Below are 17,387 nucleotides of genomic sequence, written 5' to 3' on the forward strand. Positions count from 1 at the left end.
GCGCCATAAAAAACGGCGACCTGTGCAGGTCGCCGTTCAACTTACTTGAACTGCCGGCTCAACCCCGGCGGCACGCCGCTGATGTCGGTCTCTTCCCACGGCCCGTTCGGGCTGACAGAACGGCTCCAGCCGTTGCTCCAGCGGTAGTACGTGCGCTGGCGATAGAACGTGTTCGGCTGAGCATCCAAGACATACACCCCCAAACGCGCATCCCAATGGCTTGGCCCGCCCGGTGGCGGAGCAAAAGTGGCCGACGTCCGCGGCAGCGGTTTTGGCGGCTTGGGAATCGGCATGTCGGGCAACGGCTTTGCCGCGGGCGATGACGGCTGCGGCACGCGCGCAGGCGCGGTTGGAGCCTGCTGATCCGAAGGCTGATGAACCGCACAGGCGCTCAGGCCTAAGGCGAAACTGAGCAAGGTGATGCGGGCAAGCGGTCTCATACTGTGTTCTCTTGTCGTTAATTGTCCCCGCCGGCGCGCAGGTGCTTCGCGATGCGCGCGCGTGCCCGCGGGGACAATGTGGACCGGCTACTGGTCCGGGCTGTCGATGATCAGCTGTTGCAGCGCAGTGGTGCTGCTGGACAGCGGTTTGCTGCGCCCGGCCCATTCGCCTGCTGTCGGTTGGCCAGCACGAGAGACGCGCGCAACCAGTTGGACTTCAAGAAAGTTCGACAGTTTCAATTGCGGCATCATCGCGTCGCTGTCACCCAGCGCCACGGTGATCGGCAAATCAGCAACCGTCACCCGCTTGACCGCCAATGGCGCGGGCGGTCCGGTCACGGCACGGGCGAAAATGAACACGCTGTCGGTGGGCAGCACACGGGCTTTCACCGCGTCGGCCAAGTCCACGCTGACGTTGATCGACGCTTCGGCCTTGGCAACAGGTGCCGCTTCAACCTTCTCGCCACTGGCCTGCAACTGCTCGCGGGCTTTCTGAATGCCGCCTTCCAGGGCGGCGCGGGATGCATCGCCTTCAGGCAGTTCGTTCATCAGCCGCTGCCAGTAGCCAATGGCCTCCTGATAGCGCCTGGCTTCAAACGCCGCGATGCCCAGCAGCCCAAGGCTGGTGACTTCCTTGGGGTCCGCCTTCAGCGCTTCATCGGTCAACGCCTGGGTCTTGTCGCTCCACTGCTTGTTGTCGGCAAAGTACTGCGCCTGTGCCCACTGCCCCAGCAGTTCAGGCTGGCGACCGGCCACCGCTACGGTGCGCTCAAACACCTTGGCGGCATCGGCCGGACGGTTTTGCGCCATGTAAGCACGACCGAGGAAGTACAGGCCTTCGGCCGATTCGGGCTGCGCGACCGCAGCGCGCTCCAGGCGGGCCACCATTTCGTCAAGGGACTGCGGCGGCTGGGCAAACTCACGGGTCAGCTCGACCTTGTCGCTCGCGCCATAATGCATGTACAGCGCCACGCCCAGCACCGGCACCATGAAGGCAGCCAGCAGGGGCACCAATTTACCGAGGCTGGACACCCGCGCCGGAGCAGCACCTTCCGTGTCGGCCAGCAGCTCACGCGCAGCTTCCGCCCGGCCTGCCTCCAATTGCGCGTCGGTCAACACGCCGTCATCGCGTTGCGCCTGCAACTCGGCCACACGCTCCTGATACAGCGCGACGTTGAGTGCAGTGCGGTCTTCTTCACGCTGGGCGCGGCGAGCGCGCAAGACGGGGATCAAGATAAAGCTGAGGGCGATCAGTAGCAGCAAACCGGCTGCAAGCCAGAAATCAATCATCTTTGGTTTTATCCAGCAAAGTGTCGAGGCGCTGACGCTCCTCGGCAGAAAGGGTGTCCGTGCGGGTGGCGCGGCGGGTGCGACGGCGCCCCACGATCACGCCGATGACCACAAACCCGCCCAGCAGCAAGACCAGCGGCCCGAACCACAGGATCGCGGTCTTGCCGGTCAGCGCCGGTTTGTAACGCACGAAATCGCCGTAGCGGTCGACCATGAAGTCGATGATTTGCTGGTTGTCCTTGCCCTCGCCCAGCATGCGGAAAATCTCGCGCCGCAAGTCGGTGGCAATGGGTGCGTTCGAATCGGCAATGTCCTGATTCTGGCACTTGGGGCAACGCAGCTCTTTGGTCAACTCGCGAAAACGGTCGCGCTCGGCGTCGTTCTTGAACTCATAGGTGTCGATGGCCGCCTGGGCCACCCCTGTCAGGGTCAGGCCAAAGACCAGGGCCGCAAACCAGCGCTTCATGGTTTAGCCTCGTCGACCAGCGCCTGGTATTTGCCCGCCAGTTGTTCACGCCACACGGTTTCGTCGATCACGCCGACGAACTTGTGACGAATGATGCCCTGGCTGTCGATCAGGAACGTTTCCGGGGCGCCGTACACGCCCAAATTCAGACCCAGCGAACCGGCTTCGTCATTGATGTCCAGTTGATACGGGTTGTGGAATTCCTTGAGCCACTTTTGCGCATCGGCGTTGACGTCCTTGTAGTTAACCCCATGGATCACCACACCCTGAGCGGCCAGTTTGGTCAGCACCGGGTGCTCGACGCGGCATGAAATGCACCACGTGGCCCAGACGTTGACCAGTGCCGGCTTGCCTTTGAGGTCGGCTTCGGTGAGGGTTTTGTCACCCTCGACCGAGGGCAGACTGAACGCCGGAAACGGCTTGCCGATCAGGGTTGACGGCAACTCGGTCGGGTCCAGGTACAACCCTTTATAGAGAAAACCCGCCATGGCCAGAAAAATGGCCAGCGGAATCAGCATCAACCAGCGTCTCATGCGGTGGCTCCTGTCATGCCCAGCGCTTCTCGCACGCGGCTTTTCACCTTGACCCGATAACGGCGGTCCAGCGCCGCCAGCAACCCGCCAAACCCGGTGAGCAAGCCACCCAGCCAGATCCAGCGCACAAACGGTTTGACATGAACCCGCACAGCCCACGCGCCATCACCCAAGGGTTCACCCAGCGCCACATACAGGTCGCGGGTGAAACCGGCATCGATACCGGCCTCAGTCATCATCGACGACTGCACGGTGTACAGGCGTTTTTCCGGGTGCAATACGCTGACTTCCTTGCCATTGCGCACCACGCGCACGGTGCCTTTGTCCGAAGTGAAGTTCGGGCCCTGATAATGCTGGGCACCTTCAAAAATGAAGTGATAACCGCCCAGCTCCATGGACTCGCCCGGCGCCAAACGCAGGTCGCGCTCGGCACTGTTCTGGCTCGACAACACCACGCCAATGGCACATACAGCAATGCCCAGGTGCGCAATCTGCATGCCCCAATAACTGCGGGTCAGGCTGCGCAGGCCTTTGAACAGCCCTTTGTGGCGGGTTTTGTCGCCAATGTCGCGCACCCCGGCCAACAGTACCCACGAGGCCAGCATAAAGGTGGTCATGACTGCCCAGTTGAAATCGCCATACGCCACACCGGCAATCGCTGACAACGCCGCACTGCCCAGCAGCACCGGGGTCAGCATGCCCAGCAGCCACTTGACCGGCGTGTCTTTCCAGCGCACCAGCACGCCCACCGCCATCACCACCATCAACACCGCCATCAACGGGATAAACAGCGCATCGAAATACGGCGGGCCGACCGACATCTTGGCGCCAGTCAGGGCATCGAGCACCATCGGGTACAGCGTACCCAACAGAATCATCGACGCTGCCACCACCAGAATCAGGTTGTTGCCCAGTAACAGCGTTTCACGGGACCACAGGTTGAAGCCGACCTGGCTCTTGACCACCGGCGCGCGCAATGCAAACAGCGTCAACGAGCCGCCCACCACAAACAGCAGGAAGATCAGGATGAATACCCCGCGCTCAGGGTCCGAGGCGAACGCGTGAACCGACGTCAGCACACCCGAACGCACCAGGAACGTGCCCAGCAAGCTCAAGGAGAATGCAGCAATGGCCAGCAACACGGTCCAGCTTTTGAATACGCCGCGTTTTTCAGTCACGGCCAACGAGTGAATCAGTGCCGTGCCAACCAGCCAAGGCATGAACGAGGCGTTTTCCACCGGGTCCCAGAACCACCAGCCACCCCAGCCAAGCTCGTAATAAGCCCACCACGAGCCCAGGGTGATGCCGATGCCCAGGAACGCCCACGCCACAATGGTCCACGGCCGCGACCAGCGCGCCCAGGCTGCATCCAGTCGCCCGCCCAGCAAGGCAGCAATGGCAAATGCAAAGGCCACCGAAAAGCCCACGTAGCCCATGTACAACATCGGCGGGTGCACGATCAGGCCGATGTCTTGCAACAACGGGTTGAGGTCATTGCCGTTGGCCGGCATTTGCGGCAGCAGGCGGGTGAACGGGTTGGAGGTCAGGATCAGAAACAGCAGGAAACCGACGCTGATCATGCCCATGATCGACAGCACCCGCGCCAGCATCACGTGCGGCAACTGGCGCGAGAAGATCGACACGGCGAAGGTCCAGCCACCGAGAATCATCGCCCACAACAGCAGCGAACCCTCGTGGGCGCCCCACACCGCGCTGAATTTGTAGTACCACGGCAGCGCGCTGTTGGAGTTGCTGGCCACGTACGCCACCGAGAAATCATCGGCCATGAACGACCAGGTCAGGCAGCCAAAGGCAAACAGCAAAAAGGCGAACTGGCCCCAGGCCGCTGGCTGCGCCAGACTCATCCACAACTTGTCACCACGCCACGCCCCGAGCAGCGGCACGATGGCCTGCACGATGGCAATGCACAGTGCCAGAATCATGGCCAACTGGCCCAATTCCGGAATAAACAGTCCGAACGTCATCACTTAACCTCGTTGGCCGGTGCAGGCGCGGATTGACCGCTTTCGTTCAACGCCTTGGTCACTTCAGGCGGCATGTATTTTTCATCGTGTTTGGCCAGCACTTCATCCGCCACTACCACGCCCTGGGCGTTGAGCTTGCCCAGCGCCACGATGCCCTGCCCTTCACGGAACAGATCCGGCAGGATGCCGCGGTATTGAATGGTCACTGACTTGTTAAAATCGGTCACCACGAATTCGACGTCCAGCGAATCGCCGGAGCGTTTCAGCGAGCCGTCCTGCACCATGCCACCCGCACGGATGCGCGTGTCCAGCGGTGCTTCGCCATTGGCAATCTGGGTCGGGGTATAAAACAGGTTGATGTTCTGCTGCAAGGCGCTCAAGGCCAAGGCCACGGCAGCGCCGACACCGACCAGAATCGCCAGAATGATGATCAAACGTTTTTTACGCAGCGGATTCACTTCGTGTTCTCCCGGCGCAGACGACGCGCCTCTTGTTGCAGATAACGCCGACGCGCCATGATCGGCAACGCCACGTTCAGCGCCAGTACCGCCAGGCAAATGCCATAAGAGGTCCAGACATACACACCGTGATGGCCCATGGCGATAAAGTCGCCAAAAGAAGCAAAACTCATCGCGCACCCTCCAGCGCTTTCAACACTTCAGCTTTGGCCCAATGGGTGCGGGCTTCGCGCTTGAGCACGTCCAGACGCATGCGCAGCAGCACCACGGCGCCAAAGAAACAATAAAACCCCACCACGGTCAGTAGCAGTGGCAGCCACATTTCCATGGGCATCGCCGGTTTTTCGGTGAGGGTGAACGTCGCCCCCTGGTGCAGGGTGTTCCACCACTCCACCGAGTATTTGATGATCGGGATATTGATCACGCCGACAATCGCCAGCACGGCGCAGGCCTTGGCTGCGCTGTCACGATTGGTGATGGCATTGCCCAGGGCAATCAGGCCGAAATACAGAAACAGCAGGATCAGCATCGAGGTCAGGCGCGCATCCCACACCCACCAAGAGCCCCAGGTCGGCTTGCCCCAGACCGCGCCAGTCACCAGCGCCACCGCGGTCATCCAGGCGCCCACCGGGGCGGCGGCCTGCAACGCGACATCGGCGATTTTCATCTTCCATACCAGGCCCACCACGCCGCAGACCGCCAGCATCACGTAGCAGGACTGGGCCAGCATCGCGGCGGGCACATGGATGTAGATGATGCGAAAGCTATTGCCTTGCTGGTAGTCCGGTGGCGCGAAGGCCAGCCCCCACACCACACCACTTACGATCAGCAGCACGGCGGCGATGCTCAACCACGGCAGCAGGCGTGCGCTGATGGCATAGAACCATTTGGGCGAGCCGAGTTTGTGAAACCAAGTCCAGTTCATCACGCTGTTTCCATCACGGTGCCGGTCACGGCAGGTTGAGTGCCATCCCAGCCAGGGTCTTTACTGGCCAATGAATGGCCAGACCTCATTATTCGCCGACGCTGATTTTCAGGCCGGCCGCTATCGCAAACGGTGTCAGGGTTACTGCCAGGGCCGTCAGGCTGCCCAGCCACAGCAGATAACCGGTCGCGGGCATCCCCTGGAGTGCCGCCTGCAAAGCGCCACTGCCCAGAATCAGCACCGGGATATAGAGGGGCAGGATCAACAACGCGAGCAACAGACCGCCCCGTTTGAGACCCACCGTCAGTGCAGCGCCGACGGCACCGAGCAAACTCAGGACCGGCGTGCCAAGCAACAACGACATCAGCAATACCGGCAGACACGCCACCGGCAACCCCAGCATCAAGGCCAGCACGGGTGACAGAATCACCAGCGCCAATCCGGAAAACGCCCAGTGTGCCAGTACTTTGGCCAACACCAGTAGAGCAAGGGGGTGCGACGAAAGGACCCACTGCTCCAGCGATCCGTCTTCGAAATCACTGCGGAAAAGCCCGTCCAGCGAGAGCAGGACCGATAAAAGGGCTGCCACCCAGAGCAGCCCCGGAGACAAGGTTTGCAACAATTGAGTCTCGGGTCCGACCGCCAACGGGAACATGGCAATCACGATGGCGAAGAACACCAGCGGGTTGGCCAGTTCAGCCGGACGACGGAATAACAGGCGCGCCTCGCGCGCCACCAGCACAGCAAACACACTCATACGGCCCAACGCCCCAAATCTATGTCGCGATACCCGGCAGGCAGGCGGCTCAAGGTGTGGTGCGTGGTGAGCACCACCATGCCGCCCTGCTCACAGTGACGGGCCAGATGTTCTTCAAGCTGGGCGACACCTTGTTTGTCGAGCGCGGTAAAGGGTTCGTCGAGGATCCACAGCGGCGGGCTGTCGAGGTGCAAGCGGGCCAGCGCGACACGCCGTTGCTGACCGGCCGACAAGGTGTGGCACGGCACGTCCTCGAAGCCTTTGAGGCCCACGGCGGCCAGCGCGGCCCAGATGGCATCGCGCGAGGCCGGGCGATGCAAGGCACACAGCCAGTTGAGGTTCTCTTCGGCCGTCAGCAGGTCTTTGATCCCGGCCGCATGCCCGATCCACAGCAGGTTGCTGGCCAGTTCAGTGCGCTGGCCGCTCAAAGGCTGGCCATTGAGGCGAATTTCACCCGCCGTCGGTTGCATCAATCCGGCCAACAAGCGCAGCAGGCTGGTTTTGCCGCTGCCGTTGGGGCCGCTGATTTGCAACATGTCACCGCTGGCCAGACGCAATTCGAGGTCTTCGAACAACATCCGCCAGTCACGCTCACAGGCGAGCGCTACGGCTTCTAGAAGAGGGCTGGTCACGTAATTGAGGCCTTCACGGTTCAAGTCGGCTCAGGCGCGGCCGTTAAAGTGATGCAGGATAAATGCATTTGCGGCCTGTTTCAGAGAGCTGGATCAAACAATTTTGAAGTTTTGCTGCCCTCTGAACGACGGGGCGGCATTATACATGCCATGTCCTACTCTAAAGAGGGCAATTTCGACAGGTTGTAACGATGAAAGGCGACATGAATATTCCTCCGCTCCCAGCCGCCGTGGCAAACGGTGCACGTGCAGGCGTGGTGGGCGGTGAACTGCTGAAATTGTTGCAGCCCCTCGATGGCTTGATTGGCCCCGGCCAAAGCGCCCAGGCCGAAGTGCTATCGCTCAAGCAGGACAACCTCGCGTTTCAACTGTTGCTCAAACTCACACTGGCGGGCGGGCGCCAAACCCATGTGCAAGCCAACAGCCCGTTTCCCTTGCCGCAAGGCACGCAGTTGGCTGTCACCCAACCGACCTCCGGCAGCCTGGCCATCAGCGTGCAGCAGGCACTGAGCAGCAGTGTCGCCACCCTCACCCGCCTCGACACCGGACAACTGCCCTTAGGCACCTTGCTGCAAGGCAAAGTGCTGACCACTCAACTCGTGCCGCAACCCACGGGGCAGCCCGCCCTTTACCGCTCACTGGTGACCCTGCTCAACACCGCGCTGAGCGGCACCACCCTGGCACTGGACAGCCCGCACCCCTTGCGCATCGGCAGCCTGCTGACGGCCCGGGTGCAAGGCGAGCAAAGTCTCACGTTCGTGCCCCTGAGCGGGCGACAGGATCAACTGGCGATTGCGCAACACCTGGTCACACAACAGCGCGCGCAGGGCTCGCTCGATGGGCTGCTGACGGCCTTGCAAAAACTGCCGCCCGGCGACACGTTACCCGCCGACGTGCGCGCGTCCATCGACAAACTGCTCGCCAGCTTGCCCACACCCGCGCAATTAAGCACTGGCAAAGGCCTGAGCGACGCCTTGCTCAACAGCGGAGGGTTTCTTGAGGCCAAGCTGCTGGGCGGCCAAGCGCAAAGCCTGGCCCCCGACCTCAAAGCCACCTTGCTGCGCCTGATTGCCCAGATCGCACCGGGCATTCCGTCCAGCAGTGCGTTCAACCCCGGCATGGCCGCCAGCGCACAGGCCCAAGCCATGCCCACCTTTGTGCGCAACGCCCTGGGCATGCTCGGTCAGGTCAGTGCCAAGCCCCAACCGGGCGGCTTCCCGCTGCCTGGCCGTACCCTGCAAAGCGCAGAAGGTGAAGACAGCCTCGAAAGCCTGTTAAAACTGGCGGCGGCCGCCATTTCCCGCCTGCAAAGCCACCAACTCTCCAGTCTGGAACAAAGCGGTCGCACCCCGGACGGCGGCGTCCTCACCACCTGGCAGCTGGAAATCCCCATGCGCAACGCCCACGACATCGTGCCACTGCAAGTGAAATTCCAGCGCGAAGACCCGCCCGAACAAGCCCCGGAAGACAAGCGTGAAACCCGCGAAATCAAAGACGCGCTGTGGCGCGTGGAACTCGCCTTCGACCTCGCCCCGCTCGGGCCGCTGCACGTGCAGGCGCAACTGTTGCGCGGCAACCTGTCGGGGCAACTCTGGGCGCAACACGCCTTCACCGCAGACCTGATCGAAAGCCAACTCGGCCTCTTGCGCCAGCGCCTGAACGACGCTGGCCTGAGCGTGACCGACCTCGACTGCCATCAGGGCACACCGCCTCAGGGCAACCACAGGCCACTGGAACAACGCTGGGTGGACGAAACCGCATGAGCACACCGAACCCGCCGCGTCAGGCGATTGCCCTCAAATATGACGGCAAACAGGCACCGACCCTCACCGCCAAGGGCGACGACGAACTGGCCGAAGCCATTCTCAAACTCGCCCGCGAGTATGAAGTCCCGATTTACGAGAATGCCGAGCTGGTGAAACTGCTGGCGCGCATGGAGTTGGGGGACAGCATCCCGCAAGAGTTGTACCGCACACTGGCTGAAATCATCGCCTTCGCCTGGCAGCTTAAAGGGAAATTTCCGACTGGCTTTGATTCGAACCCGCCCATGCAAGAGCGCGATATCACCCCCGAATGACCCACGCCTGCCCCGCAGAGCGCGGGGCAAACCTGTGCCAGATCCAGAACGCCTAGCCTTTGTGCATCTTGCTCATCAACTCAGCCTCTGCCTGGGTCAAGCCACAGGACTCGGTCAGTTCGTCGATGCTGGCACCCATGCCCACCAGACGCGCCGCCTGGGAAAACGACAGGCTGGTCGGGTCGCGCTGTTCCAGCTGGGTCAACTTCTCAGGCAACGGTGCCACCACGGCGCGCAGTTCATGCAATTCTTCGCCCATTTGCACGCTGCCGTTCTGGTAAGTGTCCAGCCGCCTCCCCAGTTCCTTGATGCGCTGATCGCGCAGCGCATCCCCTGCGGCCTGTTGTGCCGCGATCAGGCGCTGGCCGCGAACGTAGGACACGAACATCCACACCGTCAGCAACCACAACAAGCCCAGGACGAGTACCGCTCCCTCAAGCATCAATCAGATGTTCTCCAGGTCCGACCATTCTTCTTCGCTCATCATTTTGTCCAGCTCAACCAAAATCAACAGTTCGTTGTTTTTGTTGCACACGCCCTGGATAAACTTGGCGGATTCTTCGTTGCCCACGTTCGGCGCTGTTTCAATCTCAGACTGGCGCAGGTAAACCACTTCCGCCACGCTGTCGACCAGAATCCCGACCACTTGCTTGTCGGCTTCAATGATCACGATGCGCGTGTTGTCAGTAATCTCGGCGTTCAACAGTCCAAAACGCTGGCGGGTGTCAATCACCGTCACCACGTTGCCGCGCAGGTTGATGATGCCCAACACGTAGGAAGGCGCACCCGGCACGGGTGCGATTTCGGTGTAGCGCAACACTTCCTGGACCTGCATCACGTTGATGCCGTAGGTCTCGTTGTCCAGCTTGAAGGTAACCCATTGCAGGATCGGATCTTCGGACGACGCCTTTGCACTTGACTGATTCATACCCCAAACCCCTGACTAAATACCGCTTAAGCGGCGAGTGTGCTGTCTGACCGCGCCGAGGCCCGGTCGTTAATGTTGTGTTATGTGTGTGGCACGGGCGCCGCTTTGCTCATGTGCTTGACCGCGCCGCTGGCGATCAGCTCGGCCAGTTCGGACACATCCAGCAGCGCGCACATGTGCTCAATCACGGTGCCCGCCAACCATGGCCGCTGGCCACGCTGGGTGCGCCATTTAATTTCATTGGGGTCCAGGCGCAACGAACGGCTGACCTGATGCACCGCCAGCCCCCATTCGTAACCCTGAACCGAAATCACATACTGCAAACCTTCGCGGAAATCGTCGCGGTAGCGGTCGGGCATCACCCAGCGCGCGGTGTCGAGCACTTTGAGGTTGCCACTCTGGCTCGGCAGAATGCCGAGAAACCATTCAGGCTGGCCGAATAAGGGCGTCAACTCACGCCCGGCCAGTGAATAAATCGACCCCAGGCACACCAGCGGCACGGCCAGTGTCAGCCCTGCCACATCGAACAACAGGCATTCAAAAGGCTCGGCAGCCCAGGCCGGGCGTCCGTCGCTGCGCAGCGGCGCGTTACCGCCCGGCGTGGCGGGCAGGTGCACCTCGACCAGCGGCTGGGCCACAGCGCCTTGCGTGTCGACCACCTGCGCAATCTCGGCAGGCACAACCTCAGGCGTGCGCAACGGCACCGCATCGCGCACCTGCTCTTCGAGCACGGCGGCGGCAAAATCATCGCGCTCAACCGGCTCTGCCACCGGCATGATCGGTTCAAGCTCGACCAGCAGCAGCTCTTCAGTGGCCTCTTGCAACAAACCGTCGAGGTAAGACTGCAACGCCAATTGCGGACGCGTAGGAATCATTACAGGTTGCTTCATAACGTGACCCACATCCCGTAAGCGCTTGCGTGACCTTTGAAGGTTATCGGCCGCATCACTTTGTTACTTGAATGCATGGGCACCTCAGGCCACCTGCGGTGAAAGCTGGCGGCTGAGCAAATGCTTGAGCAAGGCGCGATACGCCACCACGCCACGGCTCTTGGGGTCAAATTGCGAGGGTGCCAGGCCCGCCCGGCTGGCATCGCGCAAGCGCGTGTCCACCGGGATGTAACCCTGCCAGATGGTGTCGGGGTACAAATCGCGCAGCACCCGCAAGGTGCTCATGGATGCCTGGGTGCGTCGGTCGAACAAGGTCGGAACGATGCTGAACGGAAGCGCCTGCTTGCGCGAGCGGTTAATCATTACCAGCGTATTGACCATGCGCTCCAGGCCCTTGACCGCCAAATGTTCGGTCTGCACCGGAATCACCAATTGCTGGCTGGCCGCCAGCGCATTGACCATCAACACCCCCAGCAACGGCGGGCTGTCGATGATCGCGTAATCGTAGTCTTGCCAAAGCTGCGCCAGCGCGCGCGCAATCACCAGCCCCAGACCGCTCTGGCCCGGCGACTGGCGCTCCAGCGTCGCCAGCGCCGTACTCGAAGGCAGCAGCGAAATATGGTCATGGCTGGTCGGCAGCAACAGTTGCCCCGGCAAGCCTTCCGGCACCTGCCCCTTGTGCAGGAACAGGTCGTAATTACTGTGCTCAAGGGCATCGGGGTCGTAACCGAAGTAACTGGTCATCGAGCCGTGGGGGTCCAGGTCGACCACCACCACGCGCTTGCCCGCCTCGGCCAGCAAACCGGCCAGAGCAATGGATGTGGTGGTCTTACCGACGCCACCTTTTTGATTGGCTACTGCCCAGACTCTCATTAGCGTGTTCCTCCCGGCGGCAAAAAACCCTGGCCGAGAATTGGCATTCAGTTAAAGGGCCGGCGACGGAGAATTGACGGCATTCCCGCGAACCGGCGGCGTTGATACCGGCGGTGCAGTTTGTGTGCCAGCCCGCTTCAAGGCTGCATCCGGCGTGGCATGGGCGCTCCCGGTGCCGGTCAGGCTGCGGCGCACATCCAGGTTGCGCGAGACCACCAGCACCACCCGCCGGTTCAGTGCACGGCCTTCGGGCGTGGCGTTATTGGCCACTGGCTGAAACTCGCCATAGCCCACCGACGCCATGCGGGCCGGGTTGACCCCTTGCATGGCGAGCATGCGCACGATGCTCGCTGAACGGGCTGACGACAGTTCCCAGTTGGTGGGGTACTGCGCCGTACGGATCGGCAAGTCGTCCGTAAACCCTTCGACGTGGATCGGGTTATCGAACGGTTTGAGGATCGCCGCCACCTTGTCGATGATGCTGAACGCCACATCGCTGGGCATCGCATCGCCGCTGCCAAACAGCAAGCTGGAATTAAGCTCGATCTCGACCCACAACTCATTGCCGCGCACGGTCAACTGGTTGGACGCAATCAAGTCGCCAAACGCATTCGTGATGTCATCGGCAATGGTTTTCAGCGGGTCGCTGGTGATCTGCCCGATGCCAGCATCCGTCTGCTCGCTGTCTTTGACCAGAGGCTTGGCGGGCTGGGTGGTCAATGGCCGCTCCTCACCAATCGGGATCGGCTTCATCGTGCGTTCGGCATCGTTGAACACCCCCACCAGTGCCTGGGAGATGATTTTGTATTTGCCTTCATTGATCGAAGAGATCGAATACATGACCACGAAAAACGCGAACAGCAAGGTGATGAAGTCCGCATAGGACACCAGCCAGCGCTCGTGATTGACGTGTTCTTCAGGCTGCCGACGGCGACGGGACATAGCGCAAACTCTCCATTAATCCATGAAGCCCTGAAGCTTCAACTCAATGGAACGCGGGTTCTCGCCTTCAGCGATCGACAGAATGCCTTCGAGCAACATTTCGCGGTAACGCGACTGGCGCATGGCAATCGACTTCAGCTTGCTGGCAATGGGCAACAGAATCAGGTTGGCACTGGCCACGCCATAGATAGTGGCAACGAAGGCCACGGCGATACCGCTGCCCAACTGCGTCGGGTCGGCCAGATTGCCCATCACGTGAATCAAGCCCATCACCGCACCGATGATGCCGATGGTCGGCGCATAGCCGCCCATGCTTTCGAACACCTTGGCGGCTTCGATATCGCGGCTCTCCTGGGTCATGAAATCGACTTCCAGAATGCTGCGGATGGCTTCGGGCTCAGCGCCATCGACCAGCAATTGCAAGCCTTTGCGCGAATAATCGTCGGGTTCGGCATCTGCCACGCCTTCCAGCCCCAACAGGCCTTCTTTACGCGCCGTGAGGCTCCAGTTGACGACGCGGTCCACGCCGCCAGCCAGATCGATGTGCGGCGGGAAGAAAATCCACACCACGGTTTGCATGGCGCGCTTGAACGCGCTCAGCGGCGACTGCAACAACGCGGCGCCGATGGTGCCACCCAGCACAATCAGGGCCGCCGGGCCATTGGCCAGCGCGCCCAGATGGCCGCCTTCGAGGTAGTTACCACCAATGATGGCCACGAAGGCCATGATGATGCCGATCAGGCTCAGTACATCCATCAGTGACACGCCTCGACCAAGTGCTTGCCGATGTCATCCAGGCTGTACACCGCATCCGCCAGGTTGGCTTTGACGATGGCCATGGGCATGCCGTAAATCACACAACTGGCCTCGTCCTGCGCCCAGACATTGCTGCCGCCCTGCTTGAGCAAGCGCGCGCCTTCACGGCCGTCGGCCCCCATACCGGTCAACACCACTGCCAGCACTTTGTCGCCGTAGGACTTGGCCGCTGAACCGAAGGTGATGTCCACACACGGCTTGTAATTCAGACGCTCATCGCCCGGCAGGATGCGTACCGCGCCACGGCCGTCGATCATCATCTGCTTGCCGCCCGGCGCCAGTAGCGCAAGGCCCGGACGCAACATATCACCGTCTTCGGCTTCTTTCACACTGATACGACACAGCTTGTCCAGCCGCTCGGCAAACGCCTTGGTGAACGCTGCAGGCATGTGTTGCACCAGCACGATGGGCGCCGGGAAGTTGCCCGGCAGTTGGGTCAGGACCCGTTGCAAGGCCACAGGCCCACCCGTGGAGGTGCCAATCGCTACCAGTTTGTAGGCTTTGCGCTTGGGCGCTGGCGAAGTCGGGGTTGCCGCCGGTGCACTGCGGCTGGCAATCGGCGTGGTGCGGGTCGGTGCCGGGGACGCAGGCGTGGCCGCAGGCGCGAAACCGCTGACCGCCGGACGTGGTGCAGGCGACGGCGCTGGCGGCTGCGAAGCGCCATAGCCGGAAAACCGGCGATTGCTGCGCGAGATGGTGTGCACCTTCTCGCACAGCAATTGCTTGACCTTCTCGGGGTTGCGCGAGATGTCTTCGAAATTTTTCGGCAGGAAATCCACTGCCCCGGCGTCCAGTGCATCCAGCGTAACGCGGGCACCTTCATGGGTCAGGGAAGAGAACATCAACACCGGGGTCGGACACTTCTGCATGATGTGACGCACGGCCGTGATGCCGTCCATCATCGGCATCTCGTAGTCCATGGTGATCACGTCCGGCTTGAGCGCCAGCGCCTGATCAATCGCCTCTTTGCCATTGGTGGCGGTGCCGATCACTTGAATCGTCGGGTCAGCGGACAGAATCTCCGAGACACGGCGGCGGAAAAAACCGGAATCATCCACCACCAGGACCTTGACTACCATAAACACTCCGTTAGGCGGCGCGGGACGCAACCGCCCCGCTCCACCAGAATCAAATACGCCGTGCGGCGTAGCGTTTGAGCATGCTCGGAACATCCAGAATCAAGGCAATACGGCCATCACCGGTAATGGTGGCGCCCGACATGCCAGGCGTGCCCTGGAGCATTTTGCCCAACGGTTTGATGACCACTTCTTCCTGACCGACCAACTGATCGACCACAAAGCCGATGCGCTGGGTGCCCACCGACAGAATCACCACATGCCCTTCGCGCTGCTCTTCGTGGGCAGCCGACGCCACCAGCCAGCGCTTGAGGTAGAACAATGGCAGCGCCTTGTCGCGCACAATCACCACTTCCTGGCCGTCCACCACATTGGTGCGCGACAGGTCGAGGTGGAAAATCTCGTTCACGTTGACCAGCGGGAAGGCGAAGGCCTGATTGCCCAGCATCACCATCAAGGTCGGCATGATCGCCAGGGTCAGCGGCACCTTGATCACAATCTTCGAACCCTGGCCCAGGGTCGAATAGATGTTCAGCGAGCCGTTGAGCTGGGCGATTTTGGTTTTCACCACGTCCATGCCCACGCCACGGCCCGACACGTCGGAAATCTCGGTTTTGGTCGAGAACCCCGGCGCAAAAATCAGGTTGTAACAGTCGGACTCGCTCAGGCGATCGGCGGCGTCCTTGTCCATCAGGCCTTTCTTCACGGCAATGCCGCGCAGAATATTGGCGTCCATGCCTTTGCCGTCATCGGAGATGGACAGCAGGATGTGGTCGCCTTCCTGTTCGGCCGAAAGGATTACCTTGCCGCAGCGAGACTTGCCGGCCGCTTCGCGCTCTTCCGGGGTTTCGCAGCCGTGGTCGACCGCGTTGCGCACCAAGTGAACCAGCGGGTCGGCCAGGGCTTCTACCAGGTTCTTGTCCAGGTCGGTTTCTTCGCCCACCAGCTCAAGGGTGATTTCTTTCTTGAGCTGACGGGCCAGATCGCGAACCAGTCGCGGGAAGCGACCGAACACTTTCTTGATGGGCTGCATCCGGGTCTTCATCACCGCGGTTTGCAGGTCTGCGGTCACCACGTCGAGGTTGGAGACCGCCTTGGACATGGCTTCGTCATTGCTGTTGAGGCCCAGGCGCACCAAACGGTTACGCACCAGCACCAACTCACCGACCATGTTCATGATGTCGTCCAGGCGCGCCGTGTCGACCCGCACTGTAGTTTCCGCTTCCGAGGCGGCCGGTTTGTCCGGGTGGGCCGCTGCCGCGCGGGCCGGGGCGACCGGGCGTGCTGCCGGTTCAGGCTTGCTGGCCACAGCGGCCGCTGCCGCAGGCGCCGCAGCGGGTTTGGCCGCGACAGGCTGGGCGGGGACTTCGGTGAACTTGCCCTTGCCGTGCAACTCGTCGAGCAACGATTCAAATTCGTGATCGGTGATGTGGTCCGGGTTGGCCGGTGCGACAGCCGCCGGTGCCTCAGGCGCCACGGAGGCCGAGGCATCCAGCGCATCGGCACTGAACGAGCCTTTACCGTGCAACTGATCGAGCAACGCTTCGAATTCGTCGTCGGTGATTTCGTTACTGGCAGTCGCGGCCGGTTCTGCGGGTTGAGCCGCAGGCGTGGCAGCCACGGCGTCTGGTGCAAACTGACCTTTGCCGTGCAACTGGTCCAGCAACGACTCAAACTCGGCGTCAGAAATTTCGTCGCTGGCAGGGGCAGATGAAGCCGACTGTCCAGGCGCGGTAACGGGCGCCGCAGCAACCGCAGACCCGCCAGCCGCTGCTTCAGCTTTGACCGCATTCAGCGAGTCCAGCAACAGCTCGAATTCGTTATCGGTGATGTCACCGCTGTCTTCGGCCACCGGTTGCGGCGCAGGCGCCACGGCGGCTGGCTCAACCACCGGGGCAGCTTGTGCCGCCGCAGGCTCGGCCAAACGCGCCAGGGCAGCCAGCAACTCCGGCGTCGCGGCCGTGATCGGTGCGCGTTCGCGCACTTCACTGAACATGCCGTTGACCGCGTCCAGCGCTTCCAGGATCACGTCCATCAGCTCCGAATCGACGTGCCGTTCACCCTTGCGCAGGATGTCGAACACGTTCTCGGCGATGTGACAGCACTCCACCAGCTCGTTGAGCTGGAGGAAGCCGGCGCCCCCTTTTACAGTGTGAAAACCGCGAAAAATTGCATTGAGCAGGTCGGCATCATCCGGTCGGCTTTCCAGCTCGACCAGTTGTTCGGACAACTGCTCTAGAATTTCGCCGGCTTCAACCAGGAAATCCTGAAGGATTTCTTCATCGGCGCCGAAGCTCAT

Annotated in this window: 20 protein-coding genes; 2 read left to right on the forward strand and 18 right to left on the reverse strand. The window is 61.5% G+C overall.

Features of this window, described 5'->3' with window-relative positions; all coding sequences use genetic code 11:
- Positions 1-41 precede the first annotated feature (41 nt).
- From HBN61_RS01450 to ccmA, 10 genes are all read right to left on the reverse strand, one after another.
- The gene (locus HBN61_RS01450) at positions 42-440 is read right to left on the reverse strand and encodes a hypothetical protein (RefSeq protein WP_094992249.1); all 399 of its coding nucleotides are present in this window, start codon (positions 438-440) and stop codon (positions 42-44) included.
- Positions 441-527: 87 nt separating this feature from the next.
- Entirely contained in the window at positions 528-1,730 is a 1,203-nt protein-coding gene (gene ccmI, locus HBN61_RS01455; RefSeq protein ID WP_170046022.1) for a c-type cytochrome biogenesis protein CcmI, read from the reverse strand.
- Positions 1,723-2,196, reverse strand: coding sequence for a cytochrome c-type biogenesis protein (locus HBN61_RS01460; RefSeq protein ID WP_094992251.1), 474 nt, complete (start codon positions 2,194-2,196; stop codon positions 1,723-1,725). The genes ccmI and HBN61_RS01460 overlap by 8 nt, the downstream gene beginning before the upstream one ends.
- Positions 2,193-2,729, reverse strand: coding sequence for a DsbE family thiol:disulfide interchange protein (locus HBN61_RS01465; protein ID WP_094992252.1), 537 nt, complete (start codon positions 2,727-2,729; stop codon positions 2,193-2,195). The genes HBN61_RS01460 and HBN61_RS01465 overlap by 4 nt, the downstream gene beginning before the upstream one ends.
- Positions 2,726-4,714: a heme lyase CcmF/NrfE family subunit gene (locus HBN61_RS01470; protein ID WP_094992253.1), complete on the reverse strand. Its 1,989-nt coding sequence runs from the start codon at positions 4,712-4,714 to the stop codon at positions 2,726-2,728. The genes HBN61_RS01465 and HBN61_RS01470 overlap by 4 nt, the downstream gene beginning before the upstream one ends.
- The gene (gene ccmE / locus HBN61_RS01475) at positions 4,714-5,172 is read right to left on the reverse strand and encodes a cytochrome c maturation protein CcmE (RefSeq protein ID WP_094992254.1); all 459 of its coding nucleotides are present in this window, start codon (positions 5,170-5,172) and stop codon (positions 4,714-4,716) included. The genes HBN61_RS01470 and ccmE overlap by 1 nt, the downstream gene beginning before the upstream one ends.
- Positions 5,169-5,345, reverse strand: coding sequence for a heme exporter protein CcmD (gene ccmD / locus HBN61_RS01480; RefSeq protein WP_094992255.1), 177 nt, complete (start codon positions 5,343-5,345; stop codon positions 5,169-5,171). The genes ccmE and ccmD overlap by 4 nt, the downstream gene beginning before the upstream one ends.
- The gene (locus HBN61_RS01485; protein ID WP_169963493.1) at positions 5,342-6,100 is read right to left on the reverse strand and encodes a heme ABC transporter permease; all 759 of its coding nucleotides are present in this window, start codon (positions 6,098-6,100) and stop codon (positions 5,342-5,344) included. Before HBN61_RS01485 ends, ccmD begins: the two co-directional genes overlap by 4 nt.
- Before the next feature lie 85 nt (positions 6,101-6,185).
- The gene (gene ccmB / locus HBN61_RS01490; protein ID WP_094992257.1) at positions 6,186-6,854 is read right to left on the reverse strand and encodes a heme exporter protein CcmB; all 669 of its coding nucleotides are present in this window, start codon (positions 6,852-6,854) and stop codon (positions 6,186-6,188) included.
- Positions 6,851-7,432, reverse strand: a complete 582-nt coding sequence (gene ccmA, locus HBN61_RS01495; protein WP_249275317.1) for a cytochrome c biogenesis heme-transporting ATPase CcmA — start codon at positions 7,430-7,432, stop codon at positions 6,851-6,853. The genes ccmB and ccmA overlap by 4 nt, the downstream gene beginning before the upstream one ends.
- Positions 7,433-7,677: 245 nt before the next feature.
- Here ccmA and HBN61_RS01500 point away from each other — a divergent pair, with 245 nt between their 5' ends.
- Together HBN61_RS01500 and HBN61_RS01505 are read left to right on the forward strand one after the other, a co-directional pair.
- Entirely contained in the window at positions 7,678-9,249 is a 1,572-nt protein-coding gene (locus HBN61_RS01500) for a flagellar hook-length control protein FliK (RefSeq protein ID WP_170046023.1), read from the forward strand.
- A complete protein-coding gene (locus HBN61_RS01505; protein ID WP_094992259.1) occupies positions 9,246-9,563 on the forward strand; it encodes an EscU/YscU/HrcU family type III secretion system export apparatus switch protein in 318 nt (105 codons plus the stop codon). Before HBN61_RS01500 ends, HBN61_RS01505 begins: the two co-directional genes overlap by 4 nt.
- A 52-nt stretch (positions 9,564-9,615) precedes the next feature.
- On the opposite strand, the gene HBN61_RS01510 is transcribed toward HBN61_RS01505, so the two are convergent.
- The 8 genes from HBN61_RS01510 to HBN61_RS01545 all read right to left on the reverse strand — a co-directional run bounded on the left by HBN61_RS01510 (position 9,616) and on the right by HBN61_RS01545 (position 17,387).
- Positions 9,616-10,008: a DUF2802 domain-containing protein gene (locus tag HBN61_RS01510; protein ID WP_094992260.1), complete on the reverse strand. Its 393-nt coding sequence runs from the start codon at positions 10,006-10,008 to the stop codon at positions 9,616-9,618.
- Positions 10,009-10,491 carry a chemotaxis protein CheW gene (locus tag HBN61_RS01515; RefSeq protein WP_094992261.1) on the reverse strand — a complete coding sequence of 161 codons (483 nt, stop codon included), beginning with the start codon at positions 10,489-10,491 and terminating at the stop codon, positions 10,009-10,011.
- An 80-nt stretch (positions 10,492-10,571) separates the two neighbouring features.
- Positions 10,572-11,381, reverse strand: coding sequence for a CheW domain-containing protein (locus HBN61_RS01520; RefSeq protein ID WP_170046024.1), 810 nt, complete (start codon positions 11,379-11,381; stop codon positions 10,572-10,574).
- A gap of 84 nt (positions 11,382-11,465) precedes the next feature.
- Positions 11,466-12,254, reverse strand: a complete 789-nt coding sequence (locus HBN61_RS01525) for a ParA family protein (protein WP_170046025.1) — start codon at positions 12,252-12,254, stop codon at positions 11,466-11,468.
- Positions 12,255-12,305: 51 nt separating this feature from the next.
- On the reverse strand, positions 12,306-13,196 hold the full coding sequence (gene motD, locus HBN61_RS01530) for a flagellar motor protein MotD (protein ID WP_094992264.1): 891 nt from the start codon (positions 13,194-13,196) through the stop codon (positions 12,306-12,308).
- A 15-nt stretch (positions 13,197-13,211) separates the two neighbouring features.
- Positions 13,212-13,952 carry a flagellar motor protein gene (locus tag HBN61_RS01535; protein ID WP_094992265.1) on the reverse strand — a complete coding sequence of 247 codons (741 nt, stop codon included), beginning with the start codon at positions 13,950-13,952 and terminating at the stop codon, positions 13,212-13,214.
- Positions 13,952-15,091, reverse strand: a complete 1,140-nt coding sequence (gene cheB / locus HBN61_RS01540) for a protein-glutamate methylesterase/protein-glutamine glutaminase (protein ID WP_094992266.1) — start codon at positions 15,089-15,091, stop codon at positions 13,952-13,954. Before cheB ends, HBN61_RS01535 begins: the two co-directional genes overlap by 1 nt.
- Positions 15,092-15,140: 49 nt before the next feature.
- Positions 15,141-17,387 (reverse strand): chemotaxis protein CheA, encoded by a 2,247-nt coding sequence (locus HBN61_RS01545; RefSeq protein WP_170046026.1) that lies wholly within the window; start codon positions 17,385-17,387, stop codon positions 15,141-15,143.

The organism is Pseudomonas sp. WS 5071 (assembly GCF_012985765.1).
In the GTDB taxonomy this organism is placed as follows: Bacteria; Pseudomonadota; Gammaproteobacteria; order Pseudomonadales; family Pseudomonadaceae; genus Aquipseudomonas; species Aquipseudomonas lundensis_A.

Excerpts from the sequence above, each read along its gene's own strand:
- HBN61_RS01460 (WP_094992251.1), bottom strand. The coding sequence starts at position 2,196 with ATGAAGCGCTGGTTTGCGGCCCTGGTCTTTGGCCTGACCCTGACAGGG.
- HBN61_RS01500 (WP_170046023.1), top strand. The coding sequence starts at position 7,678 with ATGAAAGGCGACATGAATATTCCTCCGCTCCCAGCCGCCGTGGCAAAC.
- HBN61_RS01450 (WP_094992249.1), bottom strand. The coding sequence starts at position 440 with ATGAGACCGCTTGCCCGCATCACCTTGCTCAGTTTCGCCTTAGGCCTG.
- HBN61_RS01520 (WP_170046024.1), bottom strand. The coding sequence starts at position 11,381 with ATGAAGCAACCTGTAATGATTCCTACGCGTCCGCAATTGGCGTTGCAG.
- HBN61_RS01465 (WP_094992252.1), bottom strand. The coding sequence starts at position 2,729 with ATGAGACGCTGGTTGATGCTGATTCCGCTGGCCATTTTTCTGGCCATG.
- HBN61_RS01525 (WP_170046025.1), bottom strand. The coding sequence starts at position 12,254 with ATGAGAGTCTGGGCAGTAGCCAATCAAAAAGGTGGCGTCGGTAAGACC.
- HBN61_RS01470 (WP_094992253.1), bottom strand. The coding sequence starts at position 4,714 with ATGACGTTCGGACTGTTTATTCCGGAATTGGGCCAGTTGGCCATGATT.
- motD (WP_094992264.1), bottom strand. The coding sequence starts at position 13,196 with ATGTCCCGTCGCCGTCGGCAGCCTGAAGAACACGTCAATCACGAGCGC.
- HBN61_RS01505 (WP_094992259.1), top strand. The coding sequence starts at position 9,246 with ATGAGCACACCGAACCCGCCGCGTCAGGCGATTGCCCTCAAATATGAC.
- ccmD (WP_094992255.1), bottom strand. The coding sequence starts at position 5,345 with ATGAGTTTTGCTTCTTTTGGCGACTTTATCGCCATGGGCCATCACGGT.
- HBN61_RS01515 (WP_094992261.1), bottom strand. The coding sequence starts at position 10,491 with ATGAATCAGTCAAGTGCAAAGGCGTCGTCCGAAGATCCGATCCTGCAA.
- HBN61_RS01545 (WP_170046026.1), bottom strand. The coding sequence starts at position 17,387 with ATGAGCTTCGGCGCCGATGAAGAAATCCTTCAGGATTTCCTGGTTGAA.
- HBN61_RS01535 (WP_094992265.1), bottom strand. The coding sequence starts at position 13,952 with ATGGATGTACTGAGCCTGATCGGCATCATCATGGCCTTCGTGGCCATC.
- ccmA (WP_249275317.1), bottom strand. The coding sequence starts at position 7,432 with ATGTTGTTCGAAGACCTCGAATTGCGTCTGGCCAGCGGTGACATGTTG.
- cheB (WP_094992266.1), bottom strand. The coding sequence starts at position 15,091 with ATGGTAGTCAAGGTCCTGGTGGTGGATGATTCCGGTTTTTTCCGCCGC.
- ccmI (WP_170046022.1), bottom strand. The coding sequence starts at position 1,730 with ATGATTGATTTCTGGCTTGCAGCCGGTTTGCTGCTACTGATCGCCCTC.
- ccmB (WP_094992257.1), bottom strand. The coding sequence starts at position 6,854 with ATGAGTGTGTTTGCTGTGCTGGTGGCGCGCGAGGCGCGCCTGTTATTC.